This window comes from Hyalangium gracile (assembly GCF_020103725.1).
GTDB classification, from domain to species: Bacteria; Myxococcota; Myxococcia; order Myxococcales; family Myxococcaceae; genus Hyalangium; species Hyalangium gracile.
In genome coordinates, this window is the sequence record NZ_JAHXBG010000035.1 from 42,988 (window position 1) to 59,117 (window position 16,130).

Annotated in this window: 10 protein-coding genes; 5 read left to right on the top strand and 5 right to left on the bottom strand. The window is 69.7% G+C overall.

Translation table 11 applies throughout. From position 1 onward, the window contains the following. Positions 1-12: 12 nt before the first annotated feature. Entirely contained in the window at positions 13-2,397 is a 2,385-nt protein-coding gene (locus KY572_RS42070; protein ID WP_224249408.1) for a DNA gyrase/topoisomerase IV subunit A, read from the bottom strand. A 280-nt stretch (positions 2,398-2,677) separates the two neighbouring features. Next, entirely contained in the window at positions 2,678-3,478 is an 801-nt protein-coding gene (locus KY572_RS42075; protein ID WP_224249409.1) for a hypothetical protein, read from the bottom strand. Positions 3,479-3,605: 127 nt separating this feature from the next. Between KY572_RS42075 and KY572_RS42080 the strand changes: the two genes are divergently transcribed. After that, on the top strand, positions 3,606-4,265 hold the full coding sequence (locus KY572_RS42080) for an MBL fold metallo-hydrolase (RefSeq protein ID WP_224249410.1): 660 nt from the start codon (positions 3,606-3,608) through the stop codon (positions 4,263-4,265). On the opposite strand, the gene KY572_RS42085 is transcribed toward KY572_RS42080, so the two are convergent. Next, positions 4,262-5,002 carry a M50 family metallopeptidase gene (locus tag KY572_RS42085; RefSeq protein WP_224249411.1) on the bottom strand — a complete coding sequence of 247 codons (741 nt, stop codon included), beginning with the start codon at positions 5,000-5,002 and terminating at the stop codon, positions 4,262-4,264. The two genes, KY572_RS42080 and KY572_RS42085, sit on opposite strands and share 4 nt — an antisense overlap. A gap of 113 nt (positions 5,003-5,115) precedes the next feature. Here KY572_RS42085 and KY572_RS42090 point away from each other — a divergent pair, with 113 nt between their 5' ends. Genes KY572_RS42090 through KY572_RS42100 form a run of 3 tightly spaced genes read left to right on the top strand, consistent with a single transcriptional unit; the run spans position 5,116 to position 9,836 of the window. After that, complete coding sequence (locus KY572_RS42090; RefSeq protein ID WP_224249412.1) at positions 5,116-7,290, top strand: S46 family peptidase; 2,175 nt, start codon at positions 5,116-5,118, stop codon at positions 7,288-7,290. After that, positions 7,290-7,937, top strand: coding sequence for a high-potential iron-sulfur protein (locus KY572_RS42095; RefSeq protein ID WP_224249413.1), 648 nt, complete (start codon positions 7,290-7,292; stop codon positions 7,935-7,937). Before KY572_RS42090 ends, KY572_RS42095 begins: the two co-directional genes overlap by 1 nt. 54 nt (positions 7,938-7,991) lie before the next feature. Then, positions 7,992-9,836, top strand: a complete 1,845-nt coding sequence (locus tag KY572_RS42100) for an aspartyl protease family protein (RefSeq protein ID WP_224249414.1) — start codon at positions 7,992-7,994, stop codon at positions 9,834-9,836. A 13-nt stretch (positions 9,837-9,849) separates the two neighbouring features. On the opposite strand, the gene KY572_RS42105 is transcribed toward KY572_RS42100, so the two are convergent. Both KY572_RS42105 and KY572_RS42110 read right to left on the bottom strand, forming a co-directional pair. Beyond that, a complete protein-coding gene (locus KY572_RS42105) occupies positions 9,850-12,000 on the bottom strand; it encodes a serine hydrolase domain-containing protein (RefSeq protein ID WP_224249415.1) in 2,151 nt (716 codons plus the stop codon). After that, positions 12,000-13,838 carry a GDSL-type esterase/lipase family protein gene (locus KY572_RS42110; protein WP_224249416.1) on the bottom strand — a complete coding sequence of 613 codons (1,839 nt, stop codon included), beginning with the start codon at positions 13,836-13,838 and terminating at the stop codon, positions 12,000-12,002. The genes KY572_RS42105 and KY572_RS42110 overlap by 1 nt, the downstream gene beginning before the upstream one ends. Positions 13,839-14,334: 496 nt before the next feature. Here KY572_RS42110 and KY572_RS42115 point away from each other — a divergent pair, with 496 nt between their 5' ends. Next, on the top strand, positions 14,335-16,125 hold the full coding sequence (locus KY572_RS42115; RefSeq protein ID WP_224249417.1) for a DUF885 domain-containing protein: 1,791 nt from the start codon (positions 14,335-14,337) through the stop codon (positions 16,123-16,125). The last annotated feature ends 5 nt before the right edge of the window (positions 16,126-16,130 follow it).

The following is a 16,130-nucleotide window of genomic DNA, read 5'->3' on the forward strand; positions in this document are numbered from 1 at the left end:
GGCGTCCCTCGACTACTCTTTCTTCTGCTCGGGCAGCGGGATGAAGGTGACGGGCCGCGTCACTTCCTTCACCGCGTCCTTGCGCGACATCTCGTGACCCTTGCCGCCGCGGCCCGTCACCTCGTACTTCGCCGGGTGCAGGCTCAGCTTGCGGCCCTTCTGCGTCTCGAACTCGATGGCCCTGTCCTTCTGGCCCGGTGGCACCGCGAGGAACTCCACCACGCGGTCCTGCTCCTCCACCTTGATGACCATCACGCCCTTGCCAGGGCCCTGCAGCTCGTTCACCTCGTTTGCCTTGCAGACCAGGGCGCTCGTCTTCTCGGTGAGCACCGCGAGCAGATCCTTCTCGCCCACCGGCTGCACGCCGATGATCTCGTCGCCCTCGCCCGTCTTGGCGTAGCGGCGGCCGGAGCGGGTGGACACCTCCGTGTGGCCCTCCAGCGCGAAGCGCAGGCCCAGGCCATCCTTGGTGACGGCGATGAGCTTCTCGGGCCTGGCCAGCCGCGTGTCCAGCGACAGCGCGCCGACGATGCGCTCGTTGTCGTCGAACTTGAACAGCTTCTGCACCGGATCGCCGTAGCCGGTGGAGGCCGGCACGTCGTTGAAGCGGGTGACGTAGGCGGCGCCCAGGTTGCTGAAGAGCACCAGGTTGGCCTTGAGGCTGCCGGCCAGCACCGTCATCACCGCGTCGCCCTCGCGCAGACGCGTGGTGGACGGATCCTTGATCTCCTTCACGCGCTTGATCCAGCCGTCGCGGGTGAGGACCACGTGGGCGTCCTCGTCGGCGATGAAGGCCTCCTCGCTGAACTCCACCTCCTCGGAGCCGGCGCCGCCGATGCGCGTGCGCCGCTTGTCGGCGTAGGCGGCCTTGATCTCGTCCAGCTCCGTCTTGACGGTGCCCCAGATCTTCTTCTTGTCCTTGAGGATGCCCTCGATGCGCTTGATCTCCGCGCGCTTCTCCCCGAGCTCCTTCTGGACGACGAGGATCTCCAGCCGCGCCAGCTTGTAGAGCTTCATCTCCAGGATGGCGTCCACCTGGAGCTCGTCCAGGTCGAAGCGCTTCATCAGCTTCTTCGCCGCGTCCTGCTTGCCCTCGGAGGCGCGGATGATCTTCAGCATCTCGTCGAGCGCGTCGTAGACCTTCTCGAAGCCCTCGAGGATGTGGACGCGCTTCTGCAGCTCGCCCAGCTCGTGCTGGAAGCGCTTGGTGACGACCTCGAAGCGGAAGTCGAGGAAGTACTGGAGGATGCTCTTGAGATCCAGGCGGCGGGGCGCGCCCACCTCCGGGTTGTCCGTGGGCACCAGGCAGGTGAGGTTCACGCCGAAGTTGGTCTGCAGCGGCGTGTGCTTGAAGAGGTAGGCCATCACCAGCTCGGCGCTGGCGTCCTTCTTGATCTCCAGGACGATGCGCACCTCCTTGGTGGACTCGTCGCGCACGTCCAGCAGCAGCGGCAGCTTCCGCTCGCGCACCAGGTCGCCAATCTTGGCCACCAGGTTGCTCTTGTTCACCGTGTAGGGGATGGAGGTGATGATGATCTGCTGGCCGCCGCGCTTGAGGTCCTCCACCTCGTACTCGCCGCGGATGCGGATGCTGCCCTGGCCCGACTCGTAGATCTCCCGCAGCTCCTGCTTGGAGTTGAGGATCTGCCCGCCGGTGGGGAAGTCCGGGCCCTTGATGAACTTCATCAAGTCACGGACGGAGGCCTCCTTGTCCTGGATGAGCATCACCAGGGCGTCACACAGCTCGCCCAGGTGGTGGGGCGGGATGTTGGTGGCCATGCCCACCGCGATGCCGGTGGTGCCGTTCATCAGCAGCTGCGGCACGCGGGCGGGGATGACGATGGGCTCGAAGAGGGTCCCGTCGTAGTTGGGGCGGAAGCCGACCGTCTTCTTGCCCAGCTCGCCGAGCAGCTCGCTGGCGATGCCCGCCATGCGGCACTCGGTGTAGCGCATGGCCGCCGCGGCATCTCCGTCCAGCGAGCCGAAGTTGCCGTGGCCGTCCACCAGCGGGTAGCGCAGGGAGAAGTCCTGCGCCATGCGCACCAGCGCGTCGTAGATCGCGGTGTCGCCGTGCGGGTGGTACTGGCCCATGATGGTACCGACCACCTTGGCCGACTTCTGGTACTTGGCGTCCTGGGTGAGCCGGTGGTCGTGGTACATGCCGTAGAGGATGCGGCGCTGCACCGGCTTGAGGCCGTCGCGCACGTCGGGCAGGGCACGCGAGGTGATGACCGACAGGGCGTAGTTGAGGTAGCGCCGGCGGGCCTCCTCGGCGAGCGGGGCCGAGACGGACTCTCCACCGCCACCGCCAGCACCCCCGGCCTTGCCGCCTCCCGAGCCTCCGTTGCCCGAGGCGTCCTGCTTCTTGCGTGTCTTGGTATCGGCTTGTGCGAGCATGCTCATGTGTTCAGGCAAAGGAACATCCGTTCCCCGAACGCGGCGCGCGCCTCGCGCACTCCACGCTCCCGGACGCGGTGTGTGTCTGTCGGCCCGCCTACCATGGCCCACTGACAAAGGGAACGAAATCGAGGGGTTGCGACCGCTCGTGATCGCAATATCTATACAGGCGTTCAGTGAAACGCGCCATGGGAACCTGCTCCCAAGGCGTGGAAATCACGAACCCCGAGCCTGGCTGGCCGGTGGGTGATCGGGACGGCGCGTGTGGGTGGAAGCGCGCTCAGCCGTTGTCGTCGGACGGGGGAGGGATGTTCCCGGGGCGCTGGGTGGGGGCGTTCCACTTGTCCGAGGAGGAGGAGGACGAGGAGGAACCGGACGACGAGCCGGACGAGGAGCCGGAGCCGTAGCGAGCGCCCGAGCCCCCGCTCTTGCTGGAGCCCCTGCCGCCGCTGTTGCCGCGGAAGATCTTCACGTTGGCGCTCGAGCCGCCGCCGCCGGCGAGCATGCCAGCGATCGTCGCCTGGATCGCCTTGGCGGCGGGCGGGTGGTAGACGACGCGCACCTTGCGGCCGGAGGGCAGGGTGGCGCTGGTGGCGTCGATGAGCAGGTAGACGGTGTTCTCGTCGAGCTGGACGCGCTCCGGATCCTGCCGGTTGTCGAGGTCCGCGAGGGCCTCGCCCTGATCGACGGACTTGATGTCATTGGTGAGCTGGCGCACCTTCACGCGCAGCTGGGCGCTGGAGCTGTCGCCCCGGTACTCGCGGGTGCCCAGGACGACGACGGCCAGGTCCGCGCCAGTCTCCGGCGTCTTGCCGAGCTGGATGCCGGTGGTGTTGTTGGCGTCGGTGTCGAGGAAGATGGTGGCGTTGGCGCAGCGGCTCTTGCAGGCCTCGCCCCAGGGCTCCTTGTCGAAGCGCAGGCGCATGGCGAAGTCGCTGCCCTGGGGGGCGACGAGGGCCTCGACGATGAGGGGGCGCTCCTCGTCCTCGGGCGGGGTGTAGCGGAAAGTCGCCTTGGGGGGCGCGGCGACGCTCAGGCTGGCGGTCAGGGTGCAGGCGAGCGTCAGCAGCGGTCTCTTCACGAGGGGCCTCCAGGGCAGGGCTGGACAACGGTTCACGAGTGGAGCGAGTCGTAGCTGGAGCCGAGCTTACCCGCATTCATTAGAGTCTCGCAGCGCCCCGTGGAGGTACGGGGGAGGAGGCATGCCCATGGAGAAGCCGTACGTCCGCCAGCTGAAGCTCGGACCGATGGACAACTTCGTGTACCTGGTGGGGGCCGAGGGCTCGCCCGAGGTGCTGGTGGTGGACCCTGCGTGGGACGTGGCGGCCATCGAGCGGGCGGTGGTGGAGGAGGGCAAGCAACTGGTGGGGGCGTTCGTCTCGCACTGCCACAAGGACCACACCAACGGGCTGCCGGAGCTGCTGGCGCGGCACGATGTGCCCGTCTACGCCCAGCGCGAGGAGGTGGCCTTCTCGGAGGACCTGCGCGCGCTGGCCGGGGATGCCCTGCGGCCGGTGGGGGCTGGGGACGCCATCCAGGTCGGAGGCCGGAGCTTCCAGGCGCTCCACACGCCGGGGCACACGCCGGGCTCGCACTGCCTGCTGGCGGGGGACTCGCTGGTGTCCGGGGACACGCTCTTCATCAATGGATGCGGGCGGTGTGACTTGCGAGGGGGCAACCCGGAGGACATGTACCGCTCGCTGAGCCAGGTGCTGCTGAAGGTGCCGGACCAGACGCGGCTGTGGCCGGGGCACGACTACGGCCAGGTGCCGGTGGCGGAGCTGGGCGAGGTGCGGCGCACCAACCCGTACTTCGCCTTCCCGGACGTGGCCTCCTTCGTGCAGTTCCGGATGCGCCCGCGCCGCTAGAAGCGCCGCGCGGAGGACAGCGGCGGCATGCGCATGTTCGAGGACTTGTGGTCCACGTGCATCGACTTGTACGCGGCCCAGCCCAGCAGCGAGATGCCCAGCAGCGTCCAGATGGCCGCCCAGACGATGGCGGGCACCCACGTGTGCTGCGCCAGCAGCGCCGCGTCACTACCCGCGCGCACCTGGCTGTCCCACAAGTCACTGCGGAAGTCGAACAGCGCGTAGAGCGCGGTGAACGCCGCCAGGAACAGGTTGACCACCTCCACCGCGCCCTCCGGCAGGAACTTCGCCGCCACCCCCAGCACCGCCGAGGTGCCCAGGCAGAAGGCCAGCGTGAAGGCATCCCGCGCGTACAGCACCCCCATCACCGCCAGCCACAAGCACGCGGCGCCCAGCACCAGCCGCCGCAGCCGGAAGCGGAAGGTGGCCAGCATCAGCACCGCCCCCATCACCGCGCTGCCCAGGTAGCCCGCCGAGAAGACGATGATCTGCCGCAGCACCCCCGGCGGCAGCGCCGAGAAGCACGCGCCGGACTCGTCCGCGCGCAGGGTGATGCTCTGCACCGAGCCGCCGACGATCAGCGAGGCGATCGCATGCCCGCTCTCGTGCATCATCACCACCAGCAGCTTGACTGGCCGCAGCACGGGCGAGTCCCAGAAGAACCAGCCCACGGCCAGAAAGGCCAGCAGGAGGGCCACTCGCCCCATGTCCAGCCTGGCTCCACTCGCGGTCTGCATCGTGCCTTCCTCCGGCCTTCGCAACACCCCTGCCCGCATCATCTTCCGCTGAAAACGACCTGTCCGCACACATGGGGTCGCCTGCGGGCCCCAGACGGGATAGGGAAAGGCCCATGAAGAAGACGCTCCTGCTCCTCTCTCTGGTTGCACTCCCTGCCCTGGCGGGTGAGGGAAAGTGGACACCCCAGCAGGTCCTCGAGCTCGATCCCGCCGCCCTCCGGGCCCAGGGCCTCAAGCTGCCGCCCCAGCGGCTGTGGGACCCGAAGCGGGGAACGGGGCTCCTGGCGGGCACTGTGAACGTGGGTGGGTGCTCGGGGGCCTTCATCTCCTCCACCGGCCTCGTCATCACCAACCACCACTGCGCCTTCTCCATCATTCAGGAGCACAGCTCTCCGCAGCGCGATCTGATCACCCAGGGCTTCCTGGCCACCCACCGCGAGGCGGAGCTGCCCGGGAAGGGCTCGCGCGTCCAGGTGCCTCGCAGCTTCACGGACGTGACCAAGGACATGCTCGCCGCGGTGCCCGCCGGCGCGGATGACCTGACGCGCGCCAAGGCCATCGAGCGCAGGCAGAAGGAGCTGGTCGCCGAGTGCGAGAAGCGCCCGGCCACCCGCTGCCAGGTGGCCACCTTCGACGGCGGCGTCCAGTACATGCTGGTGGACGCGGTGGAGCTGAAGGACGTGCGGCTCGTCTACGCCCCGCCGCGCGGGGTGGGCGAGTTCGGCGGAGACGTGGACAACTGGACGTGGCCGCGCCACACCGGAGACTTCGCCATCGTGCGCGCGTACACCGCGCCGGATGGCTCGTCGGCGCCGTACAGCGAGCAGAACGTGCCCTACAAGGCGGAGTTCTTCTTCCCGCTCTCTCCCCAGGGCGTGAAGCCCGGGGACTTCGTGATGGTGCTCGGCTACCCGGGCGTCACCTTCCGCGCCATGCTGGCCGACGAGATGGCCGAGCGGCAGTCGCGCCACTACCCGCGCATCATCGACTTCTACGGCGAGTCCATCCGCATCCTCGAGCAGGAGGGGGAGAAGGACCCGGCCGGGAAGATCGCCGTCGCCTCGACCCTCAAGAGCCTGCGCAACGTGTACAAGAACGCCGGCGGCCAGCTCGAGGGGCTCAAGCGCGGGCGCATCATCGAGAAGCACCGCGAGGCCGAGGAGTCCGTGGTGCGCTGGGCCGAGAAGAAGCCCCAGCACGCCGAGGCGCTGCGCGCACGCTCCGAGCTGCTCTCCCGGCAGAAGGAGATGGGCAAGACGTGGGAGCGCGAGTTCCTGCTGAACAACCTCAAGGCCACCGCCCGCGGCATCGCCATGTCGGTGACCGTGTCGCGCCTGTCCCGCGAGCGCGCCAGGCCGGACCTGGAGCGCGAGCCCGCCTTCATGGAGCGCGAGCACCCGCGCATCAAGGATCAGCTGGAGCGCGAGCAGAAGAACCTCTTCCTGCCCGCGGAGAAGCGCCTGTTCCAGGCCTTCGTGCGGCGCGCCCTGGCGTTCGGGCCGGAGGAGCGCATCGCCGCCGTGGACAAGCACTTCGGCGCCAAGGCCACGGAGAAGGACGTGGCGGCGAAGATCGACGCGATGTACGCCGGCACGAAGCTGCTCTCGCTCACCGACCGGCTGGCCATGTTCGGGGAGACCGAGGCGCAGCTCCAGGCGCGCAAGGATCCGCTGCTGGCCTTTGGGCTCGACCTGGCCACCGAGGTGGCCGCGCTGGACGAGGTGAAGGACAGCCGGGACGGCGCCTCGCAGCGGCTGCGCCCCGAGTGGCGCCGGGCGGTGATGGCCCACGCGGGCAAGCCCGTGGCTCCGGACGCCAACGGCACCCTGCGCGTCTCCTTCGCCAAGGTGCAGGGCTACTCGCCGCGCGACGGCGTCCTCTATACGCCGCAGACCACGCTCTCGGGCCTGCTGGCCAAGCACACGGACGCCGAGCCCTTCGACGCGCCGGACAAGCTGCTCGCCACCGCGCAGGCCAGGCGCCTGGGGGCGTGGGTGGATCCGGGGCTGAAGGACGTGCCGGTGGCCTTCCTGTCGGACGCGGACACCACGGGCGGCAACTCGGGCAGCCCCACGGTGAATGGCAAGGGCGAGCTGGTGGGCGTGAACTTCGACCGCGTCTGGGAGAACGTGGCCAACGACTTCGGCTACAACCCGGACATCGCCCGCAACGTCAACGTGGACGTGCGGTACGTGCTGTGGATGTTGGATCAGGTGGAGAACGCGGACGCGCTGCTGCGTGAGCTGGGCGTCCGCAAGGGCCCGCCGGTGGCCCAGGAGAAGCGCTGATGTCGGATGCCTCGACGCCCCAGCTGCCCGTCTTCAAGCCCGAGGAGCGGGTGTGCGGCAACTGCAAGCTGTGGAGCCCGCACTCGGTGGACCACCGCGGGTGGGTGGGGCCGTGCCGCATCTACCCCGGGCGAGGGCTGTTTCCGCCCTCGGCGCCCCTGTGTGACAAGTTCGCGCCCCGGGGCGGAGTGACTGTCCCCGAGGCCGCGCCCGCCGCCCGCGCGAGGGCCGCGCGCAGCGTGGCGCCGGTGGTGCGGCGCAAGAGTGACCCGAACGAGATCGTCGAGCTGGGAGACCTGAACATGACGCGCGAAGAGCTGATGGAGATCTTCCGGGAGGCCGCCGGAGAGACGGAGGCGCCGCCGCTGGCGGGCAAGTGGGAGGGCGGCACGCTGCGGCTCATCCCGGGCAAGACGGACCTGCAGGCCAAGGACCTGCCCATCGACAGCCTGTTCCACAAGGTGGTGATGGTGCGCGACCGCCTGCGCACGCTGGAGCAGAAGATCAACGGGCACGCGAAGCTGACGGACGCCGAGAAGGTGGAGATGCAGAGCTACATCACGCGCGTCTACGGCTCGCTGACGAGCTTCAACATCCTGTTCCGCGAGAAGGGTGACCAGTTCGTGGGCCAGAAGGGCGAGGAGTGAGCCGTCGGCGGTAAATCGTGAACGAGGGCGGGGTGCGTTGGGTAGCATGGCCGCATGAACCTCGCGGCCCTCTCATTGGTGCTCGTCCTCGGTGCGGCACCGGACACCGGCTCTTCCAGTGGCACGCTCGCGCCCCTGCTGGCGAAGCACCTCGCGGCCATGGGCGGCGAGCGCGCCCTGACCCAGCGCTCGCGGATGAAGGTGACGCAGCGCACCACGCGCTTCGGGCTGGCGGGGACCGCGGTCTCCTACTCCGACGGCGTGCTGCGCCGCTACGAGCTGCGCTTCCCGGAGGTGCCGCTGGAGTTCATCACCATCTGGGACGGCCAGAAGCAGTTCCGCCAGGGCACCAACGGTGATGTCACCGAGACGGGGGCGGCGGCCATCGAGGATCAGCGGACCGAGCTGGCCCTGGACTCGCTCGAGTACGCGAAGCCCGGCTCCGCCGTGAAGGTGACGCTGCTGCCGCCCGTCGAGGAGGAGAAGCAGCACTTCGAGCGGATCTCCATCGACGTCCCGCGGGGACACCCGGTCGAGCTCTGGCTGGATGCGCAGGGCCTGCCTCGGCGCCAGATCAGCCAGTCGGAGGGCGTGACGACGACGACCTTCTTCGACGAGTACGCGCAGTACTCCGGCATCGCCTGGCCGAAGCGGGTGAGGAGCCGGTCGAGCGCGGAGCTCAAGGAGAGCGTGAGCGAGACGGTCCAGGTGGAGTTCCCCGCCTCGCATCCGAAGCACCTCTTCGAGCGGCCAACGCCGCGCGAGGACGCGACCTTCCCGCCGGGGGAGGACTCCATCATGCTGCCCCTGTCGCTGTGGCAGGGCCGGTACGTCGTGGTCCAGGCGAAGCTCGCGGGGAAGCCGGGGAACTTCCTGCTCGACACGGGCGCGGACTCGAGCGCCTATGACATGACCTTCGTGAAGTCGACGGGCGCCGAGCCGAAGGGAGAGGTCGCGCCCGCGGCCGGGCTGTTCAAGGGCATCTTCTTCGTGCGGACGGGCGAGTTGGAGCTCGCGGGGATGCGGCTGAAGCCTCAGACGGCCCTGGCCATCGACCTGCACTCGAGCGTGGGGCTCACCTTCCCGAAGCAGATCCACGGCATCCTCGGGTACGACTTCCTCTCGCGCTTCCCGTTCACCATCGACTACGTCGGCGGCTGGCTGACCTTCTGGAAGCCGGGCAGCTACAAGCCGGCGGCTGGCGAGCTCACGATGCCCGCGGAGTTCGCGGGGCCGAGGATCCGGCTGCCCGTGCAGGTGAACGGCAAGGACGCGGGGCTGTTCCAGCTCGACACCGGGAACGGGGGGACCATGAACATCCATCACGGCCCTGGCGCGCTGGCGGCGCTGCCGAGCGGCGGGCGCACGCTGCTCTACCCGAAAGGCATCGAGTACGGGACGGGGGCCGCGGCCGCCTACTTCACGCGCTGCGATCTGACCGTGGGCACGCCTCCCAACGCGGTGGTGGCGCGGCAGACGCCCGTGGCCGTGGTCAAGCAGGAGGATCCGGGCGCGGCCAGCATCGAAGGCAATGGCAACCTGGGCTACCAGTTCCTGCGGCAGTTCCGGCTCACGATCGACTACGCGAGGAACAAGCTCTATCTCCAGCAGAAGAAGCCGTTCCGTCCGGCCTCGACCGTTGGAGACTTCGGCCTCAGGGTGCGGCAAGAGAAGGGGAAGCTCCGGGTGAGCCAGCTCGCTCCGGGCTTCCCGGCGGAGCGGGCAGGGCTGAAGGTTGGTGACGAGCTCGTCGAGGTGGAGGGCGTCACCCCCGAGCAGGCGGAGTCGGAGGCCATCCGGCTCTTCTCCGACGCCGCGCCGGGCGAGGTGCGCACCGTGCGCCTGCTGCGCGAGGGGAAGAGCGTGGAGGTGAAGCTGACCGCGGAGGCGCTTCCGTAGCGGGTGCGGCGGGCTACGGAGTCGGTGCGGCCTGGAGCGAGTCGGTGGGCGGGGGAGGCAGCTCACCGAGCTCCCTCACCCGCTCCAGCGCGGCTTCGGCCGCCGCCGTGTTGCCCACCTCCTGCTCGCGGGCCGCCAGCGCCCTCCACAGGGCCGGCGCGCCAGGGTGCAGCTTCACGGCGATCTGCAGCAGCCCGAGCCCCAGCTGCGGCTGCTTCGCCCGCGCCAGGAGCTTCTCGGGAGCCATGGCCTCGGGCCCGGAGGGCCGCTCGAAGGCGCGCCGGTAGAGCAGCTCCGCGGCCTCGGTGTCGCCCGCCAGGATGAACGCATCCCCCCGGGCGAGCAGCGTCGGGATGGAGCCCGGGTGGTTCTTCAGCGCCCAGTCCAGCAGCCGCATCGCGCGCTCGGGAGGCGTCCTGGGCGCCTTGGCCAGGGCGAGCACCTCCTCGGAGTAGTCCGGGTGCACCGGCGCCGCCTGGAAGACGCGCTCGAGCGTCTCCAGCGCCAGGGGCAGCTCCGGCACCTTGCGCAGCGACACCGTGCGCAGCTCCGGCGCGTTCGCCTTCCGCCACGGCCCCACGAGCCTGGCGATGTCCGCGCGCACGGCCGGCGAGAAGCGGAGCTCTGCGGGGCACTTCTCCTTCTCGCAGGCGCGCAGGTAGTCCTCGAAGAAGGGCAGGGCCCCCTCGGCCGGATACGCCGCCAGGGCCTCGGGTCCGAACGCCGAGGCGATCCGCTCCGCCATCTGGACACCCACCCGGATGAACAGGCGTCCGGCGTGTGGATGGTGGGCCTGCCGCACCAGCTTCTGCGCGGCGCGCGGATCCGCCGCGATGGACTCGCGGGACAGCAGCCTGGAGGCCTCGGCGAAGGCGCCCGGGAGGTCGCCGGGCTCGGGGAGAGCGCCCAGGCCGGCGCGGTGGTTCGTGTAGAAGGCGCGACCGTACGAGAAGATCCGGAACAGGCCCTCGTGGAGCACCTCGTCCGCCGGCTCCGTCGCGTGGGCGGGCCGCCGACGCGAGCCTCCCTCCAGGAGCACCTCCAGCAGCGAGCCGTAGAGATCCTTCAGCAGGTCCGCCTGGTCCTCGACGTTGGTCTCCAGCGCGATCACCACGCGCTCCGCGGGGAGCAGCAGCAGGAAGGTGCTCGTCTCGGGCTGGCCGCCGGCATGCGCGACGACGTAGTGGCCGCGCAGCGGATAGGTGGCGAACCCCATCCCGTAGTCGGTCAGCCGGCCATCCCGCGTCTCCATGGAGACGTGCATCATCCGGGTCGTCTCCGGCTTCACGAGCGTGTGGGCCATCACCGCTCGGCCGAACGCGAGCAGATCGACGACCGAGGCGCGGCCCCCTCCGCCGCCGAAGCGCGACGAGACATCCAGCAGGTGGGAGCGGGCGAGGCCTCCGGACGTGAGCCGGTAGCCCGCCGCGTGCCAGGCATCCCGCGTCCGGAAGTCATCCAGCGCCGCGTGCGTCATGCCGGCGGGGGCGAACACGTTCTGCTGCAGGTACTTCCCGAAGGGCATCCCCGAGGCCCGCTCCACGAGCGCCCAGAGCAGGTTGTAGCCATACGAGGTGTAGGTGAACTCGGTGCCGGGCTCGACCACCAGCGGCCAGTCCTTGAAGAGTCCGAGCGCCTCGGCGGTGTTCATCCGCTTCGTCACCCGGTTCTCCTTGGAGGGTTCCTTGTAGTGGCTCACACCGCCCAGGTGGCCCAGGAGCTGCCGCACCGTGACGGGCCACGGCTTCTCGGGGAACTCCGGCACCCACTTGCGGATGTCGTCGTCCAGCGACACCGTGCCCGCCTCCACGAGCTGCAGCACGCAGATGGCGGTGAAGCTCTTGGTGATGGACGCCAGGCGGTAGGTCGTCCTCGGTGTCGCCCGGAGCCGCTTCTCGAGGTCTCGGAAGCCGAAGCCCCCGGTCCACGCCAGGTCTCCCTTGACGATGCCGACCGACAAGCCTCCGAGCAGCCGGCCTTCGAGCTCCTCACGGAGGCGTGCCTCCAGGGCTCGGGCCACCTCGGGCGGGAACGCCTGGGTGCCGGGCGGGAGCTGCGCGGGGGCGACCTTGGCGGCTCGGGGCTGAGCGGCGACCGCCGTGGACAGCAATACCCCGAGCGCGACCCACAGCCCGGGGGAGAACCACGTCCTGGACTGCCGCATCAGGGATTTCTCCGGGGCACTACGCGCGAGTCATGCCGGACGAGTTCCGCCAGGATCCACGCGCCCACCGTGACACCCCGGTCGTGTGGATCCTGGAGATCCGGAGGCAGGGGCGGCAGCGTGACGGGCACGCAGGGCTCGCCGCTGCGCGCCGGCTCTCGCGTGGCGACGAGCGACGCGCAGCGCAGGCTCACGGGGCCAGCGGTGGCGATGGAGTGGGGCACGGCCTGTGCGGCGGCCGGATCGAGCACCAACCACCGCGCCTCCTCGGAGCGAGGCGTCCACGCCCGGGCCGCCGAGAGCACGCGCTGGATGCCTCCGGTCAGCGGATCCTTGGGATCGCCGGGGAGCAGCGCCACGGGAGGAGCGTGTCGCCAGGGTTGGACCTCGTGAGGGAGCAGATCGTCTCCCACCAGGGTGGCCCAGGCCTCCGCCAGCGCGTAGGGCTGCTCGGCGCGCGGAGTCTCGGACCAGGCCTTCAGCAGGGCGCTGCCCAGCAACTGGCCGATCAGATCGAGTCCGTGTCCGCGCGGGTGCACCAGATCGTCATGCACCAGGCCTCGGGCGTGGAAGCGCTGCAGGGAGCCCGCGCCGCCCATGGCCGCGAACATGTCGAAGAAGGCGCACCCTTCCTCCAGGGCGATCTTCCGCTCGAGCTCGATCACCTCCAGCAGCTCGGCCCGCTGCTGGAAGGGCCTCGCGGCATCGCGGCCCAGCACGGCATCGAGCGGCCCCACCATCAGACACGCGGAGGCGGGCGCGGCCTGCTTGATGCGCTGGATGAAGCGGTGCAGATCCCGCTCGACCTTCTCGAAGGTGGAGCGCCCCCACTGCAGTCGCTTCACCTCGTTGCCCCCCAGCATGATGATCACCAGGTTGGGGGAGCGGGAGCGCAGCTGATCGGTGACCATCTCTTCTTCCGCGCGGAGGAAGAGGCTGGCGTCCGCCGCGGCCACGCCCAGCGTGTCGAGGACGACGCCGGGGTTGGGCCCATCGAGCACGAGGCCCTGGATGGGAGTGCCGCGCTTGTGGGCGATGAGCTCCAGCGACGTGGCCTCCGGTGGGAGCGTGAACTCCGTGCGCTGCGAGGAGGCCTCATTCCTGGGAGTCGTCTGGACCAGGAGCTTGCCGTCGACGCGGAGCTCGATGGGGCCCGCGCTCTTGTCCACCCAGAACAAGGTGCCCTGCCGCTCGCCCGCGAGCGAGAAGCGCGCCCGGGCCCGGGCCTTATCGGAGACGTGGACGACGCCCGCCAGGCCGAAGGGCCAGGACGAGGGCTGGACGTCGCCCACGGTCCGGACGATCCAGCCATCCGCCGCGCTGCTGGTGCGGACTCGAGGGCCGTAGTCCGCCATGCGATCGACCAGGAGCAGGCCTCGGCCGCCATCCCCGAACATGCGGGTCAGGTCGTCCCGGACGACGTCGACGATGCGGTCCGCCGCGATGAGGGAGTTGCCGAACGCCTCGATGGTGACTCGGGAGGTGGAGCCGCCCGAGCGCAGACCGTCGAGCGCGGAGAAGAACGGGTCCAGCGTCGTGCGCGCGCAGAAGGGGCCAGCCCACTCGGTGCACGGGTTCTCCACGGCGCCACCTGGAGCCTTGAGCGCGGCGGCCAGCTGGGCGAGCTCCTGGTGCCGGGGTGTGGGCTCGGGGAGGCGGCGCGACGGGAGCGGGGCCAGCGTCCGGGCGATGGCACGGGCCGCCGCGACTCGCACCGTCTCCCGATCCGGAGGCTGCCCCGAGGGCTTCACCGGTGGGGTGGGGTGGGCCGAGGGTGCCGGAGCACTGGAAGAGCGAATCGAGACCAGCGCGATGGAGGCCACGAACGATACGACCACGACGGCGGCGATGCGTCTCGCGGTCCTGCTTCGCTGCGGGACCCCTTGTGGGGGCTGAACGTCCATTCCCGCCAGTCTATCCGCATGGTGTCGGCACGCGAGAGAGCAGCCGAGGAAGCTCGGGGGGTGGGGCTCCGTCCAAGTCCCTGAAGCTCTTGGGAAAAGTTTTGAGCGGGGGTGGGCAGCCAGAAAGCAGGGAAGTCCGATAAGTCAGGCAGGCCAGCCGGCAGGCTCGAAGAAACTCCTACACCCTGGGAGAGGCTCCTGTGCAGACGCGACTGCCTGCCCATGGGAGGCCCCCTGTGAGCGAACCGGTGCCGAACTGGTATGACAAGCAGACCAGTTCGCACAGAGTTCGCCCGACAGGGGGGCGGACCAGACGCGGGGGCGGACTCGGGCCCTCTGCCCGCTTCAGGGAGCGCAGCCTCTGACGGGAGTCGTGAAATGACTTTTTCGGGCCTGCCTGGCGTGCGCCTCGCGTGACAGAGTCCGGCGCATGAACATGCGCTCCGCGCTCGTCCTGCTGGGGTTGATCGCCTCGGCCTGCGCTACTTCGTCCCCAGCCCCCGCCGCCACGGCTGCCTCTACGGCCTCGTCCGAGGATGCGCGCTTCAGCACGCTCCTGGAGGAGGAGTGGCAGTGGGGCCTGAAGGAGTGGCCCCTCTTCGCCACCATCGTCGGCGACGAGCGCTACAACGACCGGCTGGAGGACCTGTCCGCCGAGGCCATCGAGCGCCGCAAGCAGCACGCCCGCGAGCTGCTCGAGCGGCTGAAGGGCATCGACCGTGCGAGGCTCTCGGAGGCGCGTCAGCTCGACTACGATCTCTTCCTCCGGGACACGCAGACCCAGGTCGAGGGCCAGCGCTTCCCCGACGAGTACGTGCAGCTCAGCCAGCTCGGGGGCGTGCACGACATGATGGCGCAGGCCGCGCAGACCGTGCCCAAGCGCACCGCGAAGGACTACGGAGACTTCGTAAAACGGCTGCGCGCGGTGCCCACGCTGGTGGACCAGTCCATCGCGCTGCTGCGCAAGGGCATGGCCGCGAAGGTGACGCCGCCCAAGGTGACGCTGCGGGACGTGGCGGGCCTCATCCAGAACCAGGTCGTCGACGCGCCCGAGCAGAGCCCCATCTACCGTGCCGTCTTCGAGGGCTTTCCGCCCTCCCTGAAGCCGGAGGAGGCCCGGCTGCGCGCGGAGGTGGCCGCAGCCATCCGCGAGGCGGTGGTGCCCGCGTACCGCAAGCTGCACTCCTTCTTCGTGACGGAGTACCTCCCGGCTGCCCGCGAGTCGATCGCCATGTCCACGCTGCCAGACGGCGAGGCCTGGTACGCCTTCCGCGTGAAGGACATGACGACCACGGACCTCACGCCGGACGCCATCCACCAGATGGGACTGGCGGAGGTGGCCCGTATCCGCGCGGAGATGGAGAAGGTGAGGGCGGAGGCGAAGTTCAAGGGCTCGCTGGCGGAGTTCACCCGGTTCCTGCTCGAGGACAAGCGCTTCACCTTCGCTTCGCGCCAGGCGCTGGTGACGGCCTATCGGGACGTGGCCAAGCGCGTGGATCCGGAGCTGCCCCGCCTCTTCCGAACCCTGCCGCGCCTGCCGTACGGCATCCGCCCGGTGCCGGAGTTCTCGGAGAAGACCGTGCCCGCCGGCTACTACACACCGGGCTCGCAGGAGGTGGGCCGGGCCGGCATCTTCTTCGTCAACACCTATGATCTGCCTTCGCGCCCGAGCTGGCAGGTGGACGCGCTGGTGCTCCACGAGGCCGTGCCGGGCCATCACTTCCAGATCGCGCTCGCGGAGGAGCAGGGGGATGTGCCCCAGTTCCGCCGCTACGCTGGCTACGGCGCCTTCGTCGAGGGCTGGGCCCTCTATGCCGAGTCGCTCGGGGAGGAGCTCGGCCTGTATCAGGATCCGTACTCGAGGTTTGGCGGGCTCGCCTCGGAGATGCTGCGGGCCGTCCGGCTCGTGGTGGACACGGGCCTCCACACGAAGGGCTGGACGCGCGATCAGGCCATCGCCTTCTTCCGGGAGAACTCGGGAGAGACGCCGAACGACATCATCGTCGAGGTGGACCGCTACATCGTCAACCCGGCGCAGGCGCTCTGCTACAAGGTGGGCTCGCTGAAGATCCAGGAGCTGCGCACCTACGCCGCCCGAGAGCTCGGCCCGCGCTTCGACGTGCGCCTCTTCCACGATCAGGTGCTGCGCTCGGGCGCGCTGCCCCTGTCCATCCTGGAGGCCCGGGTGAAGGCGTGGGTGGCTCGCGAGAAGGCGCGATGAAGCGC

Bases quoted from the DNA above. Each gene is read 5' to 3' on its own strand.
- KY572_RS42070 (WP_224249408.1), bottom strand. From the start codon at position 2,397: ATGCTCGCACAAGCCGATACCAAGACACGCAAGAAGCAGGACGCCTCG.
- KY572_RS42080 (WP_224249410.1), top strand. From the start codon at position 3,606: ATGGAGAAGCCGTACGTCCGCCAGCTGAAGCTCGGACCGATGGACAAC.
- KY572_RS42085 (WP_224249411.1), bottom strand. From the start codon at position 5,002: ATGCAGACCGCGAGTGGAGCCAGGCTGGACATGGGGCGAGTGGCCCTC.
- KY572_RS42090 (WP_224249412.1), top strand. From the start codon at position 5,116: ATGAAGAAGACGCTCCTGCTCCTCTCTCTGGTTGCACTCCCTGCCCTG.
- KY572_RS42095 (WP_224249413.1), top strand. From the start codon at position 7,290: ATGTCGGATGCCTCGACGCCCCAGCTGCCCGTCTTCAAGCCCGAGGAG.
- KY572_RS42100 (WP_224249414.1), top strand. From the start codon at position 7,992: ATGAACCTCGCGGCCCTCTCATTGGTGCTCGTCCTCGGTGCGGCACCG.
- KY572_RS42105 (WP_224249415.1), bottom strand. From the start codon at position 12,000: ATGCGGCAGTCCAGGACGTGGTTCTCCCCCGGGCTGTGGGTCGCGCTC.
- KY572_RS42115 (WP_224249417.1), top strand. From the start codon at position 14,335: ATGAACATGCGCTCCGCGCTCGTCCTGCTGGGGTTGATCGCCTCGGCC.